A 16,304-nucleotide genomic window follows, 5' to 3' on the forward strand; every position below is an offset into this window, starting at 1 on the left:
CTGTTTTGATCAAAAGGAATACTCCGTGGCTCGACCCCGCACGTTATTGATCGGGTGTGTGTGGCTGCTATTTTCGGCCACCGCCAGCGCCGCTTTACTGCCCATCACCGACTTACCGTTGGTAGCCGCAGGCCCGCAGCACTGGCGCCTGCCCGCCGGCGATTACCAGGGCTCTTTCAGCATCGACCAACCCCTGCAAATCACCTGCGAACCCGGTGCGGTGATCCACAGCCAGGGCTTGGGCAACGGCTTGCTGATCAGCGCTGCCGACGTCACCGTCGAGGGCTGCACCTTCCTCGACTGGGGCCATGACCTCACCGCAATGAACGCGGCGATCTTCATCCAACCCAAGGCCCACGGCACCTTGATCAAGGGCAACGACATGCGCGGCCAGGGTTTTGGCGTGTGGGTCGATGGCACGGAGGATGTGAGCGTGATCGACAACCAGATCCAGGGCGACCCCACCATGCGCTCCCAGGACCGGGGCAATGGCATCCACCTGTATGCGGTCAAGGGCGCGCGGGTGATTGGCAACCAGGTGCGCGACGCCCGCGACGGCATCTACATCGACACCTCCAATGGCAACCTGCTGCAAGGCAACACGCTGGAAGACCTGCGCTATGGCATCCACTACATGTTCGCCAACGACAACCAGGTGCTCGACAACATCACCCGCCGCACCCGTACCGGCTACGCCTTGATGCAAAGCCGCAAGCTGACGGTGATCGGCAATCGCTCGGAAGAGGACCAGAACTACGGGATCCTGATGAACTACATCACCTATTCCACCCTGCGCGACAACGTGGTCAACGATGTGCGCGACGGCACCACGGGCGACACCATGATCACCGGTGCCGAAGGCAAGGCACTGTTTATCTATAACTCGCTGTTCAACAGCATCGAACACAACCACTTCGGGCGCAGTGCGGTGGGCATTCACCTCACGGCCGGCTCCGAAGACAACCGGATTGCCGGCAACGCCTTTGTCGGCAACCAGCGCCAGGTCAAGTACGTGGCCACACGTTTGCAGGAGTGGTCGGCGGATGGCCGGGGCAATTACTGGAGCGACTACCTGGGCTGGGACCGCAACAGCGATGGCCTGGGGGATGTGGCCTACGAGCCCAACGATAACGTCGACCGCCTGCTGTGGCTGTATCCCCAGGTGCGCCTGTTGATGAACAGCCCCGGCATCGAGTTGCTGCGCTGGGTGCAACGGGCGTTTCCGGTGATCAAGTCGCCGGGGGTAATGGACAGCCATCCGCTGATGAAAGACCCCACGCTTTCCCTGCTCAAGGAGCCCGCATGATGCCTGTCGTCGAAATCCAAGGCGTGACCCAGCGTTATGGGCACGCCACTGTGCTGCATGACTTGCACCTGAGCCTGGCGCCGGGAGAGGTGCTGGGCCTGTTCGGCCATAACGGCGCGGGCAAGACCACCAGCATGAAGCTGATCCTTGGTTTGTTGCAGGCAAGCAGCGGCCAGGTGCGGGTGTTTGGCCGGGCGCCCAGCGATCCCCAAGTGCGGCAGATGCTCGGGTATCTACCGGAAAACGTGACCTTCTACCCGCAACTCAGCGGCCTGGAGACCTTGCAGCATTTTGCCCGGCTCAAGGGCGCGCCGATGAGCCAGGTCGCGACGCTGCTGGAAGATGTTGGCCTGACAGCGGCGGCGCGGCGGCGGGTCAAGACCTATTCCAAGGGCATGCGCCAGCGCCTCGGCCTGGCCCAGGCGCTGCTTGGCGAACCACGCTTGCTGCTGCTGGACGAGCCCACCGTGGGCCTCGACCCGATCGCCACCCAGGATTTGTATCGCTTGCTCGACCGCCTGCGCGGGCAGGGCACCAGCATCATCCTTTGCTCCCATGTGCTGCCGGGCGTGGAAGCACATATCAACCGCGCCGCGATCCTCACCCAGGGCCGCCTGCTGGCCCTCGGCACCCTGGCGGCGTTGCGCGAAGAAGCCGGGCTGCCGACCCTGATCCGCAGCAGTGGCCTGCAACGCGCGGCGCTCTTGCAAAAACGCTGGAGCGAGGCCGGCCACGTGACCCGGCGCTGGGGCGCGGAGGGCCTGCAAGTGGCTGCGTTCAATGGCAACAAGCTGGACCTGTTGCGTCAGTTGCTCGACCAGGAAAGCCCCAGCGATGTGGAAATCGTCGTGCCGTCCCTGGAAGACCTGTACCGCCATTACATGGACAGCCCTGCGGAGCGTGCCCTATGACGCCGATCTGGAACATTGCCCGCAAGGAATTCAGCGATGGCCTGCGCAATCGCTGGTTGTTAGCGATCAGCCTGTTGTTTGCGGTGTTGGCCATCGGCATTGCCTGGCTAGGTGCGGCGGCGTCCGGGCAACTGGGCTTTACCTCGATCCCGGCGACCATCGCCAGCCTGGCGAGCCTGGCGACCTTTCTGATGCCGTTGATTGCGTTGTTGCTGGCCTATGACGCGATTGTCGGCGAGGACGAAAGCGGCACCTTGCTGCTGTTGCTCACCTACCCCCTGGGGCGCGGGCAGATCCTGCTGGGCAAATTCGTGGGGCATGGGTTGATCCTGGCCCTGGCGACCTTTATTGGATTTGGTTGCGCCATGCTCGCCATTGCGTTGCTGGTGGATCACGTCGAGTTCAGCCTGCTGCTTTGGGCCTTTGGTCGATTCATGCTGACGTCGACCTTGCTCGGCTGGGGCTTTCTGGGGCTGGCGTATGTGTTGAGCAGCGTTTCGGCAGAGAAGTCCACGGCGGCCGGGCTGGCCCTGGGCGTGTGGTTCTTTTTTGTCCTGGTGTTCGACCTGGCGTTGCTGGCGCTGCTGGTCATCAGCGAGGGCCAGTTCAGCCCGACGCTGCTGCCCTGGCTATTGCTGTTCAACCCGGCGGATGTGTACCGGCTGATCAACCTGTCGGGCTTCGATACCGGCCCGGCGTCGGTGGGCGTGATGGCGTTGGCGGGCGACCTGGCAGTGCCGACGGCGGTGTTGTGGTTGTGCCTGGCTTTATGGGTCGTAGGGCCGCTGGCCTGGGCCTATTGGCTGTTTGGGCGGCGCGCAGCCTGAGTTTTTATTAGTGGAGCAGATGAGCATGAAAATCGGGTTGGTATTGCTGTTGAGCCTGCTGTTGGTCGGGTGTGACAAGCCGGTGGAGGCGGGCGTAGGTGATGGGCCGGTGGCGTTTCATCCAGCCGATGAATGCCATGTGTGCGGGATGGTGATCAGCGAATTCCCAGGGCCCAAGGGCCAGGTGGTGGAGCAGGGCGCGGCACAGAAGTTTTGCTCGACCGCAGAAATGCTCGGCTGGTGGTTGCAGCCGGAAAACCATCACGCCCAGTCAAAGCTGTATGTGCATGACATGGGGCGCAGTCATTGGGACACCCCGGATGATGCCCATCTGATCGACGCCAGGACGGCGTACTACGTGCTCGGCACCGGGCTCAAGGGCGCCATGGGCGTGGTGCTGGCCACGTTTGCCGAGCAGGCGGTGGCACAGAAAGTCGCGGCGGATACCGGCGGGCGGGTGCTGCGCTTTGAGGAGATCGACCTGGCGTTGCTACAACAGCCGGCAGGCATGTCCCATAGCGGACATTGATACTGATCCCAACCCAAGCAAATACCGCTGTTGTGAGCAGATACGGCTGTTGTGGCGAGCGGGCTTGCCCCGCGTTGGGTTGCGAAGCAGCCCTAAACCCGGCCATCGCGGTTTATCTGGAGAAATGCGGCGGGCTTATTGGGGCTGCTTCGCAGCCCAACGCGGGGCAAGCCCGCTCGCCACAGGGGGAGTTCGTCAGCTCATATAGGGACGTGCGGTACTGCCTTAACGGTTGACCAACTTCGCCGGCAAGGCGATCACCAGCAAACAACTGAGCACCAGGCTGGCGGCAAAGAACCACATCGCCCCGGCGCTGCTGCCAGTCACGTCGATAGCCAGGCCCATCAACGAGTTGCTGACCAAACCGGCGATGTTCGCCAGGGAGCAGGCCAGAGCAAAACCGGTGGCTGCCGCGGTGCCGGTGAGGAAGGTTGCCGGCAAGGCGAAAAACACCGGCACCGCGCCAAGGATCGCCGCCGAAGCCACGGCAAACAGGGCCACGGTGGCGACCACGTTATGGGTGAAGAACGTGCTGCTGGCCATGGCCACGGCGCCCACCAGAAACGGCACGATAATGTGCCAGCGGCGCTCACGGTATTTGTCGGAACTGGCGCCGATCAGCAGCATGCCGGCCAGCGCGGCGATGCTGGGCAGGGCGGTGAGCAGGCCGATATGGAAGGTGTCGCTGATCCCCGCGTTGCGGATCAGGGTCGGCATCCAGAAACCCATGGCATAGGCACTGAGCAGGATCGAAAAATCGATCCCGCCGAGCATCCACACCTTGAGGTTGAAGAACCCATCACGAAAGCGCCGCGGGCTGTGGCTGGCCTGGCTGGCATCGGCGTGCAGTTGCTGTTGCAGCAAGGTCTTTTCAGCGCCAGACAACCATTTGGCCTGGTGATAGGTATTGGGCAGCGCCCAAAACGCCAGCACTCCCAACAGCACGCTGGGCAGTGCTTCAAGCAGGAACAGCCATTGCCAGCCACGCAGGCCGCCCAGTTGGTCGAAGTGACTCATGATCCAGCCGGACAACGGCCCGCCAATCACACTGGACAGCGGCAGGCCGATCATAAAGAGCGCAATCACCCGCCCCCGGCGATGGGTGGGGAACCAGGTGGTCAGGTAATACAACACCCCCGGCAGGAACCCGGCCTCGGCGACGCCCAGCAAAAACCGCAGGACATAGAACTGGGTGGTGGAGGTGACCAGCAACGTGCAGGCCGAGAGCAGGCCCCAGGTGATCATGATGCGGGCAATCCAGATCCGCGCGCCGACACGCTCCAGGATCAGGTTGCTCGGCACTTCAAACAGGATATAGCCGACAAAAAACAGGCCGGCGCCCAGGCCGAAGGCGGTTTCGCTGAACTGCAACTGGTCTTGCATTTGCAACTTGGCAAAACCGATGTTGATCCGGTCCAGATAGGCGGCCAGGTAGCAGAAACACAGGAAGGGAATCAACTTCCAGGTGATCTTGCGGTACAGCGCGTGGATCGGGTCGGCGACCGTGGGCATCGGTGAGTCTCATGGGCATTGAGTTGGGCGGGGCGAATATAGCATTCCGTCACCGACAAGCTCTGTCTGAAACGCGCCAACTGACTGGGGTTGGTGTGCGAAAGAAGCTACGTTTAACGCTTCTAATAAAACAGAGTATCCACGGATGAACTACCAACCCTTTACCCGAACCTTGATCGCGACGGCCCTGGTCCTGACATTCAGCGGTGTGCAGGCGGCCTCCCAGGCCCCGGTGGCCGGTGAAAACGGCATGGTGGTGACGGCCCAGCATTTGGCGACCCATGTGGGTGTCGATGTGTTGAAGGCCGGCGGCAACGCCGTGGATGCGGCCGTCGCCGTGGGTTACGCCCTGGCGGTGGTCTATCCGGCAGCGGGCAACCTGGGGGGCGGTGGGTTCATGACCGTGCAACTGGCGGACGGGCGCAAGACCTTCCTCGACTTCCGCGAAAAAGCCCCCTTGGCGGCCACCGCCGACATGTACCTGGACAAGGACGGCAACGTCGTCCCTGGCCTGAGCGCCAAGGGCCACCTGGCAGTCGGCGTGCCCGGCACCGTCTCCGGCATGGAACTGGCTCTGAGCAAATACGGGACCCTCAAGCGCGCCCAAGTGATTGCGCCGGCGATCAAGCTGGCGGAAGACGGTTTTGCCCTCGATCAGGGCGATATCGACATGCTGCACAGCGCCACCGAAGAGTTCAAAAAAGACCAGGACCTGCGTGGCATCTTCCTCAACAAGGGTGAGCCACTGCAGGTCGGGCAGAAACTGGTGCAAAAAGACCTGGCCCGCACCCTGCGGGAAATTTCCGCCAAAGGCACCGATGGCTTCTACAAAGGTTGGGTGGCCAAGGCCATCGTCGACTCCAGCCAGGCAGGCAAGGGCATCATCGCCCAGGCCGACCTGGACAAATACCAGACCCGCGAACTGGCGCCTATCGAGTGTGACTATCGCGGCTACCACGTAGTCTCGGCGCCGCCACCCAGTTCGGGCGGCCTGGTGATCTGCCAGATCATGAACATCCTCGAAGGCTACCCCATGGCCGAACTGGGCTACGGCTCGGCCCAGGGCACCCATTACCAGATCGAAGCCATGCGCCATGCCTACGTCGACCGCAACAGCTACCTGGGCGACCCGGACTTTGTACAGAACCCAGTGGAACACCTGCTGGACAAGAACTACGCCGCCAAACTGCGCGCCGCCATCGAGCCGCAAAAGGCTGGCGACTCCATGGCCATCAAGCCCGGCGTCGCGCCCCATGAAGGCAGCAACACCACCCATTACTCCATCGTCGACAAATGGGGCAACGCGGTGTCGGTGACCTACACCCTCAACGACTGGTTCGGCGCTGGCGTCATGGCCAGCAAGACAGGGGTGATCCTCAACGACGAAATGGATGACTTCACCGTCAAAGTCGGCGTGCCCAACATGTACGGGCTGGTCCAGGGCGAAGCCAACGCCATTGCTCCAGGCAAGGCGCCACTGTCGTCCATGAGCCCGACCATCGTCACCAAAGACGGCAAGGCCGTGATGGTCATCGGCACACCGGGCGGCAGCCGCATCATCACCGCCACCTTGCTGACCATCCTCAACGTCATCGACTACAAAATGAACATCCAGGAAGCCGTCAACGCCCCGCGCTTCCACCAACAGTGGATGCCCGACAGCACCAACCTCGAGACCTTCGCCCTGAGCCCCGACACCCAGAAAATCCTCGAAAGCTGGGGCCACAAATTCGCCGGCCCCCAAGACGCCAACCACCTGGCCGCCATCCTCGTCGGCGCCCCATCCCTGGACGGCAAACCCGTGGGCAACAACCGTTTCTACGGCGCCAACGACCCACGGCGCAATACCGGGCTGTCATTGGGCTACTAAGCGTAGACAGGGCAGGGGCCAGCCGCCTCTGCTCTGCTTCACAGAAGAATATTTTTTGAAATCAAGGGGTTGCCAGCCTCGGCAAATGAGTACATAATTGCCGCCATTGAACGCACTGAGTCATAAAAAACTTCAATGTTTTCAATGAGATAGAGTAGAGGCAAGCTTCACATAGCCCACTCAAGTTTATATGCGGTGAATGTCGGTTGTGTTGGCATTGATCGTTTGAGGCCGAGTAGCAAAATGGTTATGCAGCGGATTGCAAATCCGCCTACGCCGGTTCGATTCCGACCTCGGCCTCCACTCTTAAAGCCCCGTAGATCAATGGTCTACGGGGTTTTTTATTGCCTGTGATTTGGGATCGTTTCCGCAACTTTTAGGATCGTTTCCGCAACCTGTGTGTTTTCGGTAGGTGATAAGCCAGCTTCCGCCGAGTCTGGCACAGGCATTGCCGACAATCATTTTGGAGGAGGTCAGTGGCGACTGACTTGCTCCTGATGCGTGCTTGAAGATTGATTCATGTTGCGGTAGTCACAGTGCCAGCATAAGCTCACGCGGCAGCATCAATGCCCCTTTGTCTAGACGTGAGAGCGCGGGCCACACGGACGGAACAGGGTTGTAGTTAGGCTTATTGAAATTGATCCTGCCACAGAGCGGACATAAACAGGGATGTCAGTTATGCATGCAATCGCTCCATACTCCATACGTTTTTTTGACCCGAACAGCACCGCTATTAAGATCGAGGATAGATATTCTAAACTTGATAAAGTTGGTGCCTATGATGCCTTTAAAATTCTAGAGGACTATTTCAAGAGGGTTGATGATAAGTTTGTAATTGCAGAAGATACCAAACAGGTTTACAGATTCAAAGGCATGGCGGCGGATCCGGCAAAGCGGCAAGTCGCTGGCTGGTTCGAAGTCGGAAGCTATGGTGTCAAAAATGATATTATAGATATAAAAACAGGCAACGTGGACTACCAGAAGACGCAAGAGAATGCGGAGATAATAAGGCACTACGTTAGATTTTTTGTACCCTCTGGTTTTAATGAGGGTATCGCCCTGCTTCATAGCTTCAAAGGAGCGGGAATAAAAACGCTTCTTCATGAATTGCTTCGTGTTGAGTTTGTAAGAATTACTAAGCTAAATTTACAAATGAATCCTTTAGCCTACAAGAAAGCGTTTGTAAGCTGGGAAAAAGCTGCGGCGAAAGAGATAAGACTGACGAAATTTGAAGGCATGAGTGATCTGACTGATCAGATAAAAAAATTAGGACACAAAGAGCAACAATTAATTATTAAGCCGCCAAGTCGTTCATCCTTAGGTCTGTTCAAGGATTACTTAGATCCCAATAGCGATAAGTATAAGGTTGTGGAGTACCTGTCACCAATGTGCGCACACGTGAAGGTAGTGGTTGAGCTGGGAGGTAAGCGCCGGACTTTCACGATTGGTCGACCGGCAGACGAGCAGGTTTGCGAAATTGCCATCGACGAAGAGGATGTGGATTTCATTGCAGGGAACCCTGTCGGAAGCTCTCTGCATAAATGGTGTACTATAGTTTTGCAGGACCTGGCAGACGCGCTTTATCCTAAGATGGGGGTGAAAGTATGAGTAGCAAAGTCAATGTCACCGAAATTTTTTTAGGGCATATTGCAACTCTTTCTGATCCGGAGGGTAAAAGATCGATAGGCGATTATATTACCTTTTTTCTTGTGCCTGGTTTAGTTGCGGGACTTGGTTTGTTAGCAGGCTATAATTTAAATAAAGATGTATCCTCTATGCTTGTAAATTTTGGTGCGATTTTCACCGCGTTGCTGTTGTCGGTATTGGTGCTTGTATATGATCAGGAAAGCAAGTTGGAGGCGAATAAGCAAACGGATACTTTGTATTCTCCAAAAAAAGAGCTTCTTGGTCAGTTGTACTACAATATCTGTTTTTCAATATTGAGTTCTATAGTGCTAGTGGCATTGTGTTTTGTGCATTCCGTAGTGTTTAAACTGGTGCACGAATTCGGAGCCGGGGATGCAGTTATTCACTTTAGTTATGCTAAGTATCTGATCACGCCTTTAGTTATATTTGTGACGGCTAATCTCTTGCTAACTATTGTTATGATCGTGAAAAGAATGCACGCGATGCTGACAATTTAACGTACTCGCTTATACGTCAGCGCGGTGCACTCTTCACATCGTGGGATTTACAATTTCGCCTACCCTTCGATATACCTTCTTGGTCATCTCCTCAGTGGAGTGGCCGAGTAAGCGGCTGGCGTGCGTAAGTTCGATCTCGCTGGCGGCTTTAGGCCGGATGTCCTTGAACTGGAACTGGCGGATCAGTATGGCCAAAGCCGAGTCTCCGTCGGCGCCTGCTTTGATAGCGGCTTTCTCGCGAGCTTCATCCCAGCGGTTACGCAGCATCTGCTGGCTCATCCGTAGACCGGACGTATTTGTGATCAGCCTAGATGTTTTTATGCCGTTGAGCGCGCGACGTTCCTGCAGGTCATCGATGAAGGCGCTCAGCGCGGATTGCACGCCGGCGTCTTCCAGGCGAAGGCGTAGTTTCTTTTCGGTTTTTCCCTGCTTGATCATCAAGAAGCCGGCGTTCAGGTCGGTGGTGGCTACCTTGAGCACATCGGCCGGGCGCTGTCCTGTCAGATAGGCCAGGTCCATGGCGTCCTTGAGTTCCTGCACGGCTTCGGTGTACACCGCATTCCAGACAATATCGCCGGCGTAATAGTCCCGAGGTTTTTCCTTGTTGCGCCGAACACCGAAGCACGGGTTGGCGTTGTTAGTCAGACCCCATTCGCGGGCGATCGTGAACATGTGCGATAGCAGCGCGATTTCACGGTTGGCCCTGACTTTTGCTGTCCTGGCGTCCCGGTACTGCGCAACCACCTGGGGTGTGATCGAATCAATGGGGGCTTTTTCAAACGCTTTCCTGAGCTGTTTGAGTTCCTTCATGTTGTCGGACTGGGTGCGCAAGCCCTTAGTAGGGATGATCTCTTTCACGTACCTGTCGAACAGAGAGCCCAACAGATGGCAGGGCTTCGGGGGCGCTCGCCGCTCCAGCCTGGCCCATTCCACTTTGGCCTGGTCTAGATCGCCGCCCAGTGGAATCTCTTTGCGCTTGCCGTTGGCGTCCCTGCCATTGTAGTAATACCCCGTCCAAATTTTTCCGCTCTTGAGGACGGCGTTACGGCGGATCATCCGCGGTGGTAGATCCAGGTTGGCTGCATTTTTCCGGCGCATTGATCAGCTCACGTTCGCAAGATCAAGCGACCAGGTTTCGGCCGTTGGATTGACTGCAGACGGGGTGACACCAGCCAACTTCATTCGGGCATACACCCGGCCCACGATCGGGCGACGGGAACCGGTCAGAACATGCTCCCATTGGTTTTCGGTCAACCACTGAATTTGCTTGGACGGGATTTGATAGCCGGTGATGGTGGCCAGCTCTTCGTCGGCCAGGGTCTCGCTTTGGAATTCCATCTTGTTGTGGGAAGTACTGTTGTTCATGGCAAGTCCCTCAGTCGCCACAGAAGCAGGCGATCGCTTCGTCGTGGTCGGCGAACATGTCGAATTGAGTGTCGGAGTAGTCGATCATTTGCTGATAGCCGGGTCGGTCGAAGCGGAAGCGGGCGCCGTCACCGGTGAACTTGCCGCCGGATACCACTTCGCTTTCCATCCGAGCCCACCAAGCGGCTTTGTGGCGGTCGCTGGCTATGATCGAATAGACCTGCTTGGCACCCTTGAGGAAGCAAAGGTCGCAGTTACCTTCAAGGGTTCGGCCGTTGATAGTCGGCAACATCAGGTCGAACGGCTGGCTTGCCCAGAAGCCAGTCACGTCCTGTACGCCGACACCAGCATCAGCAAGAGGCATAACCATCGTGGCCCACTTGCTTTCGGTGGTGCTTTTGCGGTGCCGGATCTTCACCACCCGGCGCGGCTCGTCGGCACGGATGCCTGTCATCATGTCTATCGGGGCCTCCTCGGTTGAAAGGCCCAGGCTGCGCAGGTACTTGTGGATTATTCTGATCTTGAGGTCGATGGTGCAGAACCGGGTGACCGGGTTTGGAAGGTATTTCCGTTTGCGTATCAGCGCCTCGAAAGGCTCACCTTGGCGGCTGGCGGTGGCGTAATCCACCACCGCAAACCCCGCGTCATCGTCGCGGAACTCGAGCCAGACAATCGACACCGCCCAACGCTCGGCGCATTCCCGAACGAACTCAAGGGTGGCTGGGTGTTCCTTCCCGGTGTTGGCGAAGGTGACGACCAGATCGCTCAAGTCGTGGTTGTTCTCCAGCACCTGGTGAAGCATGTAAGCGCTGGTGCGTCCGCCTGAGAAACTAACCACAGTGGCGCCTGATAATGAGTAGTGTCGTGCGACCTGTAGGGCTGAGCAGTTCATGGTCATGCCGCGTGCCTCCGGCGATGATTGCTCTGCATCAGTTCCATCAGGCGCGAGAAGAACGCCGCTGAGGCGTATTCCGCTGGCAGTGGGACGATGGCATCCGCCATTGGCTCTATGCCGCGCAGGCAATTCCACTCGCCGGGGTGCTCTGGCATCAGGTCGCGTCGCTCGGTGGCTAGGGCCACCATGTCAGCTTCTTTAACGCAGGCAGGCAGATCGATCTGAATGTCGAAGCGATCGCAAACCGCGAGCCAGATTTGATGTTCGACGTACTGGTATTCAGGCATCACCGCTTTGAGCGGGCGCGTCATGTCACCGATGTAGGCCTCGGTCGCGTCGTGCAGCAGCGCCACCAGCTGGTGTTCGACAGGTACCAGGCTGGCAACAATCAGGCTGTGCTGCGCCACGCTGTAGTGAGCGCGGGTGTGCCCGTTGAATCGGCACAAGCGCGACAGGGCGTGCGCGATATCCACCGGCTTGATCATGGATGCGGTCGGACGCAGCAGGTCGAACTGCTGGCCGCTTTGGGTGAGGATCCAGGTCATGCTGCATCCTCCGCATTGAGTGGTGCAGGATAGGCCGCTAACCACATCTTCGCGGCGAAGGCGGTCAGCTGTCGGCGTTGCTTGTTCACCCTGGCGACCATGATTTCTGTCCCGGGGAACGCTTGCCAGGTTTCCACGGCCAGTCCCAGCGACGTGGTGATCTTCGTCATCAGTTCGTGGTCCGCGATGGTGCAGGCTGGCGAAGCGGCATGCTGCTCGCGGGCCAGGTTGACGCCACGATCAAAGCCGCGCGCAAAGGCTTTCTTGCTCGTTTTGACCAGGAAGAAAGCGGTTGCAATCCAGCCCGCGAGCAGGCCGGCGACGATGATGTAAGTTTCGATTTGCATGTGCTGTATGCCTCGTTAGAGCCCGCCGCCGGACAGTTTTGGTGAGAGGACGGCGGCGGGGTGTTGCAGGTGGTTAACCCAGGTTGAAGGTGCCGATCGTCAAGGTCGCGGAACCGCCGACTTCTTTTTGAACGACTTGTTTGAACTCTTGCGCCAGGTCTTCGCGCAGCTGAGCTTCGCCAATCCAGCGCAGGCGGAGTGCGGGCTTATCGCCGCCAGTCAGCACGGCTACGCGCAAGCGGATGGTGCGTGCGATCAGCCCTTCGTAAGGGGCCACAGTGAACAGGAATTCAGCCGGCAGACCTTCGGACGACTTGGCCTCGATCTGGTCCATCGCCGAACGGGAAGCGCTCATGTCGCCAACTACGTGTTCGCTCTTGCGCGCTTGTTCGATGCTAATGGAGCGAATCGCGCCGGCAGCCTTGCGCAGGTCAATCTCTTTGTTGTCAGCGTCCAGGGCTTTCAGGTTCGGTGCCCAGTCCTCGATCCAGTCGCTAAGATCCTTCTGGGCGTGCTGGCGTTGTGCTGCACATTCAAGTGCGAGGAACGCAGCAGTCTTTTTCAGGCCGAGGGTTGCGGTGTAGTCACCATGGCCCGGCTCCGTTGCGGTGCCGAGGTTGAAGTACACGGTACAGGCCATCGAATCACCGTCTACAAAGCCCGCGACTGCTGGACCTTTGGCGGAGATCACATAGTCCGCAAAGTCTTTCAACGAGTGGGTGGCCAGCGAGCCACGGAAGCGGCTGCGCAGCTCCTGAAACTTTTCAATACTGTGGATCTTGACGTCGGCCGGCAGCGCCAGAACTGGCGTGAAGGTGCCCAACGATTTGGCGTGGGCGAGCAGGGCGGTGTCTTGAATGAGTTGAATTGCACGAGCTTCCATTGGATCTATTCCTGTTTTGGTGAGAGGTATGGAGCGGTGAAGCGTTACTACTTGGCGTGAATCGGTGCGTCTTCGCGAGAAAACATCTGATCGGCATGAGGTGTTTCGGGGAACAGCGTAAGACAGCCGCCCGAGCCGACATGCATAGGCGTGTCGAGGGTGGTGTCTTCGCTGCGGCTGCCGCGCTTGGTCGGTACCTTGTAGGCGAGCTTGTGGTTGACGGTGACCTGATGGCTGTCGGCGATCTGCTTCATGGTGAAGGTGAGCGTGACCGTGCCGACCTTCTTGTTGTCGACGACACCGGCCGCGACTTCCGAGAGGGCGTGACCGATTTGACTGGCGAAGACGCCGGCATTGAGTTCGCCAATAAACTCGGCGGTGTTGGTAGCTTTCATGTGCTGTGCCTCATTGGTGAGTTGCTGTTTGCCCCTGGTCGGCAGGGGCTACCGTTTGAATCAGGCCGCTTGCTTCGTCGCTTGGGCGTCGAGGTAGTCGGCCAGGTCGTGCAGGTAAACGACTGGCTTGGCTCGGGCCGAGCAGTGCAGGCGCTTGACCACTAGGGCGATCCGACCGGCCTTGATTTCGCTCAGCAGGTAGCGGTCGGTGCGGATGTGCGTAAAGTACTGTTCACGTACAGCGGTCAAGGTTGGGCACGGCGTGGCGAACTGGCGCCGGAGTTGTTCCAGGGTGGTGGTCACGCGCGCTCCTCCCCATGCCCCTCCTTTCGGGGCACCAGCTTGAGGCGGATCAGTTCGGCGAGACCTTCTTTGCTCTTGCCCTTGGCCGCTGCCAGGACGTTGCCCTCGGCGTCTGCGACGACGGCGCCGTATGGGTATTCCGGGCACTTCACCGGGGTCACGTAGGCGACTTGACCGTCAGAAATCACTGCGTCGACGCAGCGGAACACTTCGGCCAACTCGACCGACACGCAGGGCAATGACTCCAGCAGCGCGACAGCTTCGGCCGAGGCACCAATCAGCGTGGCGCGGCTGATCACCGTTGGGTGGTTGAGGTACATCGGCACCAGTTTCAAGGCGCCTACAGCGGAATTGATGGCGTTCGGCGTCTTCATGCTGCTGCGTCCTTCTTGGTGATGGAGATGTCCAGCTTCTTGGCGATCCACTCAACACCCGCTTCCTTGACCATTACTACGGAGTAGTGGGTGTAGTTGCAGAGTGTTGGATTCCAGCGGCTGCGCGGGTCGGAAAACAGGTAGCCGCGCTCGCGGTGAGCTGCGGCCAGGTCGCCGGATGAATTGATCACGCCGAGTTCCCGCAACCTGGTGCGGAAGGCGCGGGGCTTGAGCCCGAGCAAAGCGGCTGTTTGATCCAGGGTGCGGTTCATGGCTGCTGGCCTCAGGCTGAGAGCTGATCGGCGCGCTGGTGGCGCTCGCGAATCATGAGGAACACCTCGTCCAGCGAGCGCAGGAACTCATCAACTGTGCCGTTGTTGCGCAGGATCAGATCGTTCTGGCGAACGGTTACCCCGGCCTCGCTGATGTGTGGGCTCACCGCTTGCGCGGCGTTGCGGCCGATGTGGATGACGGTGCCGCCCCGGCGTCGAATGAGGTGGGCCTCATTTTCGAAGCGCACGTCGCTGACGACGAAACCGATTACCGCGCCCAACGCCTTCATCATGTAGTCGAGGTTCTGTTCGGCGAGCTTCACCCAGACATCTGGGTGCACGGTGTTGCGTGCCCACTCGGTGCCCATCGACTGCATCAGTTGGCGCGGCGAACGTTCCAGCCAGGCCAGTGGCTGCTCCTTGCGGTCGCCTTCGAAGTCTGAAGGGTCGAGGTTGAAAATCGCCATCAGCCCATCGCGGAGCGGATCAGCGAATGCGTAGTGCTCCAGCAGGTAAGTGCCAACCAGGTGCTCGGCGGCGGTCGACTTGCCGGAGCGGGCACGGCCAGTGAGGCCAATCAGAAGAGGCTTCATGCTGCGTCGCCTCCCCATGGGCCCTGGTCATCGCTGGCAACCGCTGCAGGGGCGCGTGCAACGGTGGCGCGACCCAGATTGACGATGACCAGAAGGCCGGTGCTGCGCTGGATGCGTTCTACAGCGGCGGGGCTGGTTGCCGCCGCCGGGTGAAGGTAGACCGGGCAGCGGGTGTTGCTGTGCTGTGTCGTTTGCATGGTTCGTACTCTTTGGTGAGAGGAGTACGAGCGAGGCTATACATACGTTTCGACTCAGTCAATACGTTAGCGAATAAAATATACGTTTCGGAATGGTTGTGGGTCTTGACTCTTTTGGAGGGGGTTAAGGCGGGCAGTTAGTAGGTGGCAGTTTTGGCGGGCCACGCAGGGTTTCGTGAGTGAATTATGACGTCTAATATTTACTTCGCCGGGCCGACAAATAGGAATTTCAGTTCAGAGAGGCGATACGTGCTGATCAGTTCGATAAGCTCAGGTTGGTCGTCGTAGATCTCGTAAACGTATTGCTGGATGAAACCTTGGAGAGCTTGAACGAGCAGCTTTTCTTGCTCAAGAGACGTAAAGGTTTTACTCCCTACATCGTCGACAACCTTAATTTCCAGCTTGGTTCTTGGCTTGTTTGCCTTGCTGGGCGGGCGTTTGGCCGCGATAGCAACGCTGTCGTCATTGGTGTTTATCGATTCTCGAGGTATGAGTACTGAGTCCTGCCTACCGGTCCATAACCAGGTTGCGGTGACGGACAGCGCCTTGGCTATCTTTTCGACATTCTGCTGTCGTGGGCTCTGCGACTCGCCCGACATTATGCGATGAATGGTCGGTTGCGGAACGCCTGAGAGGCGCCCGAGTTCCGTTTGCGATAGACCAAGTTCGGTCATGCGGTCGGCTATTCGTTTGCGAAGCATCTGGGCACCCTCATTAAAAATACACGACCGTATTCTATTGCATGGGTGTATACGTGTGCGTATGATTCGAAACGAATAAACGCATTGGCAGCCACGATGAATATCCAAAAAATGCTGAAAGAGCTTCTGAGCCGAGGACATACCCAGCGCGGTATTGCCGTCCAGATTGGCACCACACAGCCAACCATTTTTCGGGCTGTCAATGGTGCGGACGTTAGATACGAATTGGGCAAAGCCATTGAGAATTTTTATACGCAGGAAGTCGAGTCAGATCGATTGAAAAGCGCATAAAGGGTGCCGGTCTGGGGCCTCTCACCAAAGATCCCCCAGACCGG

Annotated in this window: 22 protein-coding genes and 1 tRNA gene; 9 read left to right on the top strand and 14 right to left on the bottom strand. The window is 58.3% G+C overall.

The window, feature by feature from the left end; translation table 11 throughout:
• Positions 1-58 precede the first annotated feature (58 nt).
• Genes HBO09_RS07485 through HBO09_RS07500 form a run of 4 tightly spaced genes read left to right on the top strand, consistent with a single transcriptional unit; the run spans position 59 to position 3,573 of the window.
• Entirely contained in the window at positions 59-1,306 is a 1,248-nt protein-coding gene (locus tag HBO09_RS07485; protein WP_169998728.1) for a nitrous oxide reductase family maturation protein NosD, read from the top strand.
• Complete coding sequence (locus tag HBO09_RS07490; protein WP_169998730.1) at positions 1,306-2,217, top strand: ABC transporter ATP-binding protein; 912 nt, start codon at positions 1,306-1,308, stop codon at positions 2,215-2,217. Before HBO09_RS07485 ends, HBO09_RS07490 begins: the two co-directional genes overlap by 1 nt.
• Positions 2,214-3,044 (top strand): ABC transporter permease subunit, encoded by an 831-nt coding sequence (locus HBO09_RS07495; protein WP_169998718.1) that lies wholly within the window; start codon positions 2,214-2,216, stop codon positions 3,042-3,044. The genes HBO09_RS07490 and HBO09_RS07495 overlap by 4 nt, the downstream gene beginning before the upstream one ends.
• A gap of 25 nt (positions 3,045-3,069) precedes the next feature.
• Positions 3,070-3,573, top strand: coding sequence for a nitrous oxide reductase accessory protein NosL (locus HBO09_RS07500; RefSeq protein ID WP_262381190.1), 504 nt, complete (start codon positions 3,070-3,072; stop codon positions 3,571-3,573).
• A 225-nt stretch (positions 3,574-3,798) separates the two neighbouring features.
• On the opposite strand, the gene HBO09_RS07505 is transcribed toward HBO09_RS07500, so the two are convergent.
• Positions 3,799-5,085, bottom strand: a complete 1,287-nt coding sequence (locus tag HBO09_RS07505) for an MFS transporter (RefSeq protein ID WP_169999327.1) — start codon at positions 5,083-5,085, stop codon at positions 3,799-3,801.
• 145 nt (positions 5,086-5,230) lie between these two features.
• Between HBO09_RS07505 and ggt the strand changes: the two genes are divergently transcribed.
• From ggt to HBO09_RS07525, 4 genes are all read left to right on the top strand, one after another.
• Positions 5,231-6,955, top strand: a complete 1,725-nt coding sequence (ggt, locus tag HBO09_RS07510; RefSeq protein ID WP_169999328.1) for a gamma-glutamyltransferase — start codon at positions 5,231-5,233, stop codon at positions 6,953-6,955.
• A 229-nt stretch (positions 6,956-7,184) separates the two neighbouring features.
• Positions 7,185-7,258: transfer RNA gene (locus HBO09_RS07515), tRNA-Cys, on the top strand.
• 375 nt (positions 7,259-7,633) lie between these two features.
• Positions 7,634-8,563 (top strand): hypothetical protein, encoded by a 930-nt coding sequence (locus HBO09_RS07520; protein ID WP_170060861.1) that lies wholly within the window; start codon positions 7,634-7,636, stop codon positions 8,561-8,563.
• Entirely contained in the window at positions 8,560-9,099 is a 540-nt protein-coding gene (locus HBO09_RS07525; RefSeq protein WP_170060862.1) for a hypothetical protein, read from the top strand. The genes HBO09_RS07520 and HBO09_RS07525 overlap by 4 nt, the downstream gene beginning before the upstream one ends.
• 33 nt (positions 9,100-9,132) lie before the next feature.
• On the opposite strand, the gene HBO09_RS07530 is transcribed toward HBO09_RS07525, so the two are convergent.
• From HBO09_RS07530 to HBO09_RS07590, 13 genes are all read right to left on the bottom strand, one after another.
• A complete protein-coding gene (locus tag HBO09_RS07530; protein WP_170060863.1) occupies positions 9,133-10,197 on the bottom strand; it encodes a tyrosine-type recombinase/integrase in 1,065 nt (354 codons plus the stop codon).
• Positions 10,198-10,200: 3 nt separating this feature from the next.
• Positions 10,201-10,437 carry a DUF4224 domain-containing protein gene (locus tag HBO09_RS07535; RefSeq protein WP_170060906.1) on the bottom strand — a complete coding sequence of 79 codons (237 nt, stop codon included), beginning with the start codon at positions 10,435-10,437 and terminating at the stop codon, positions 10,201-10,203.
• Between the two features lie 37 nt (positions 10,438-10,474).
• Entirely contained in the window at positions 10,475-11,362 is an 888-nt protein-coding gene (locus tag HBO09_RS07540) for a phosphoadenosine phosphosulfate reductase family protein (RefSeq protein WP_262381191.1), read from the bottom strand.
• Positions 11,359-11,904: a phosphohydrolase gene (locus HBO09_RS07545; RefSeq protein WP_170060864.1), complete on the bottom strand. Its 546-nt coding sequence runs from the start codon at positions 11,902-11,904 to the stop codon at positions 11,359-11,361. The genes HBO09_RS07540 and HBO09_RS07545 overlap by 4 nt, the downstream gene beginning before the upstream one ends.
• Complete coding sequence (locus HBO09_RS07550; protein ID WP_170060865.1) at positions 11,901-12,251, bottom strand: hypothetical protein; 351 nt, start codon at positions 12,249-12,251, stop codon at positions 11,901-11,903. The genes HBO09_RS07545 and HBO09_RS07550 overlap by 4 nt, the downstream gene beginning before the upstream one ends.
• Before the next feature lie 73 nt (positions 12,252-12,324).
• Positions 12,325-13,134: a DUF2303 family protein gene (locus tag HBO09_RS07555; RefSeq protein ID WP_170060866.1), complete on the bottom strand. Its 810-nt coding sequence runs from the start codon at positions 13,132-13,134 to the stop codon at positions 12,325-12,327.
• A 47-nt stretch (positions 13,135-13,181) separates the two neighbouring features.
• Positions 13,182-13,529 (bottom strand): hypothetical protein, encoded by a 348-nt coding sequence (locus HBO09_RS07560; RefSeq protein WP_170060867.1) that lies wholly within the window; start codon positions 13,527-13,529, stop codon positions 13,182-13,184.
• A gap of 60 nt (positions 13,530-13,589) precedes the next feature.
• Positions 13,590-13,832 carry a pyocin activator PrtN family protein gene (locus tag HBO09_RS07565; protein ID WP_032888577.1) on the bottom strand — a complete coding sequence of 81 codons (243 nt, stop codon included), beginning with the start codon at positions 13,830-13,832 and terminating at the stop codon, positions 13,590-13,592.
• On the bottom strand, positions 13,829-14,206 hold the full coding sequence (locus tag HBO09_RS07570) for a hypothetical protein (RefSeq protein ID WP_170060868.1): 378 nt from the start codon (positions 14,204-14,206) through the stop codon (positions 13,829-13,831). Before HBO09_RS07570 ends, HBO09_RS07565 begins: the two co-directional genes overlap by 4 nt.
• Entirely contained in the window at positions 14,203-14,478 is a 276-nt protein-coding gene (locus HBO09_RS07575) for a hypothetical protein (protein WP_170060869.1), read from the bottom strand. Before HBO09_RS07575 ends, HBO09_RS07570 begins: the two co-directional genes overlap by 4 nt.
• Positions 14,479-14,489: 11 nt before the next feature.
• Positions 14,490-15,071, bottom strand: a complete 582-nt coding sequence (locus HBO09_RS07580; RefSeq protein WP_170060870.1) for a deoxynucleotide monophosphate kinase — start codon at positions 15,069-15,071, stop codon at positions 14,490-14,492.
• A complete protein-coding gene (locus tag HBO09_RS07585) occupies positions 15,068-15,268 on the bottom strand; it encodes a hypothetical protein (protein ID WP_170060871.1) in 201 nt (66 codons plus the stop codon). The genes HBO09_RS07580 and HBO09_RS07585 overlap by 4 nt, the downstream gene beginning before the upstream one ends.
• 200 nt (positions 15,269-15,468) lie before the next feature.
• The gene (locus HBO09_RS07590) at positions 15,469-15,969 is read right to left on the bottom strand and encodes a helix-turn-helix domain-containing protein (protein WP_170060872.1); all 501 of its coding nucleotides are present in this window, start codon (positions 15,967-15,969) and stop codon (positions 15,469-15,471) included.
• A gap of 96 nt (positions 15,970-16,065) precedes the next feature.
• On the opposite strand from HBO09_RS07590, the gene HBO09_RS07595 reads away from it, so the two are divergent.
• Positions 16,066-16,260 (top strand): hypothetical protein, encoded by a 195-nt coding sequence (locus HBO09_RS07595; protein ID WP_170060873.1) that lies wholly within the window; start codon positions 16,066-16,068, stop codon positions 16,258-16,260.
• Positions 16,261-16,304 lie beyond the last annotated feature (44 nt).

Origin of the sequence: Pseudomonas sp. WS 5027 (assembly GCF_012985695.1) — a bacterium.
Taxonomy (GTDB): domain Bacteria; phylum Pseudomonadota; class Gammaproteobacteria; order Pseudomonadales; family Pseudomonadaceae; genus Aquipseudomonas; species Aquipseudomonas hygromyciniae.

Bases quoted from the DNA above. Each gene is read 5' to 3' on its own strand.
- HBO09_RS07500 (WP_262381190.1), top strand. From the start codon at position 3,070: ATGAAAATCGGGTTGGTATTGCTGTTGAGCCTGCTGTTGGTCGGGTGT.
- HBO09_RS07590 (WP_170060872.1), bottom strand. From the start codon at position 15,969: ATGCTTCGCAAACGAATAGCCGACCGCATGACCGAACTTGGTCTATCG.
- HBO09_RS07575 (WP_170060869.1), bottom strand. From the start codon at position 14,478: ATGAACCGCACCCTGGATCAAACAGCCGCTTTGCTCGGGCTCAAGCCC.
- HBO09_RS07560 (WP_170060867.1), bottom strand. From the start codon at position 13,529: ATGAAAGCTACCAACACCGCCGAGTTTATTGGCGAACTCAATGCCGGC.
- HBO09_RS07545 (WP_170060864.1), bottom strand. From the start codon at position 11,904: ATGACCTGGATCCTCACCCAAAGCGGCCAGCAGTTCGACCTGCTGCGT.
- HBO09_RS07595 (WP_170060873.1), top strand. From the start codon at position 16,066: ATGAATATCCAAAAAATGCTGAAAGAGCTTCTGAGCCGAGGACATACC.
- HBO09_RS07505 (WP_169999327.1), bottom strand. From the start codon at position 5,085: ATGCCCACGGTCGCCGACCCGATCCACGCGCTGTACCGCAAGATCACC.
- HBO09_RS07535 (WP_170060906.1), bottom strand. From the start codon at position 10,437: ATGGAATTCCAAAGCGAGACCCTGGCCGACGAAGAGCTGGCCACCATC.
- HBO09_RS07525 (WP_170060862.1), top strand. From the start codon at position 8,560: ATGAGTAGCAAAGTCAATGTCACCGAAATTTTTTTAGGGCATATTGCA.
- HBO09_RS07495 (WP_169998718.1), top strand. From the start codon at position 2,214: ATGACGCCGATCTGGAACATTGCCCGCAAGGAATTCAGCGATGGCCTG.
- HBO09_RS07580 (WP_170060870.1), bottom strand. From the start codon at position 15,071: ATGAAGCCTCTTCTGATTGGCCTCACTGGCCGTGCCCGCTCCGGCAAG.
- HBO09_RS07530 (WP_170060863.1), bottom strand. From the start codon at position 10,197: ATGCGCCGGAAAAATGCAGCCAACCTGGATCTACCACCGCGGATGATC.
- HBO09_RS07540 (WP_262381191.1), bottom strand. From the start codon at position 11,362: ATGACCATGAACTGCTCAGCCCTACAGGTCGCACGACACTACTCATTA.
- HBO09_RS07550 (WP_170060865.1), bottom strand. From the start codon at position 12,251: ATGCAAATCGAAACTTACATCATCGTCGCCGGCCTGCTCGCGGGCTGG.
- HBO09_RS07585 (WP_170060871.1), bottom strand. From the start codon at position 15,268: ATGCAAACGACACAGCACAGCAACACCCGCTGCCCGGTCTACCTTCAC.
- HBO09_RS07555 (WP_170060866.1), bottom strand. From the start codon at position 13,134: ATGGAAGCTCGTGCAATTCAACTCATTCAAGACACCGCCCTGCTCGCC.
- HBO09_RS07490 (WP_169998730.1), top strand. From the start codon at position 1,306: ATGCCTGTCGTCGAAATCCAAGGCGTGACCCAGCGTTATGGGCACGCC.
- HBO09_RS07520 (WP_170060861.1), top strand. From the start codon at position 7,634: ATGCATGCAATCGCTCCATACTCCATACGTTTTTTTGACCCGAACAGC.
- HBO09_RS07570 (WP_170060868.1), bottom strand. From the start codon at position 14,206: ATGAAGACGCCGAACGCCATCAATTCCGCTGTAGGCGCCTTGAAACTG.
- ggt (WP_169999328.1), top strand. From the start codon at position 5,231: ATGAACTACCAACCCTTTACCCGAACCTTGATCGCGACGGCCCTGGTC.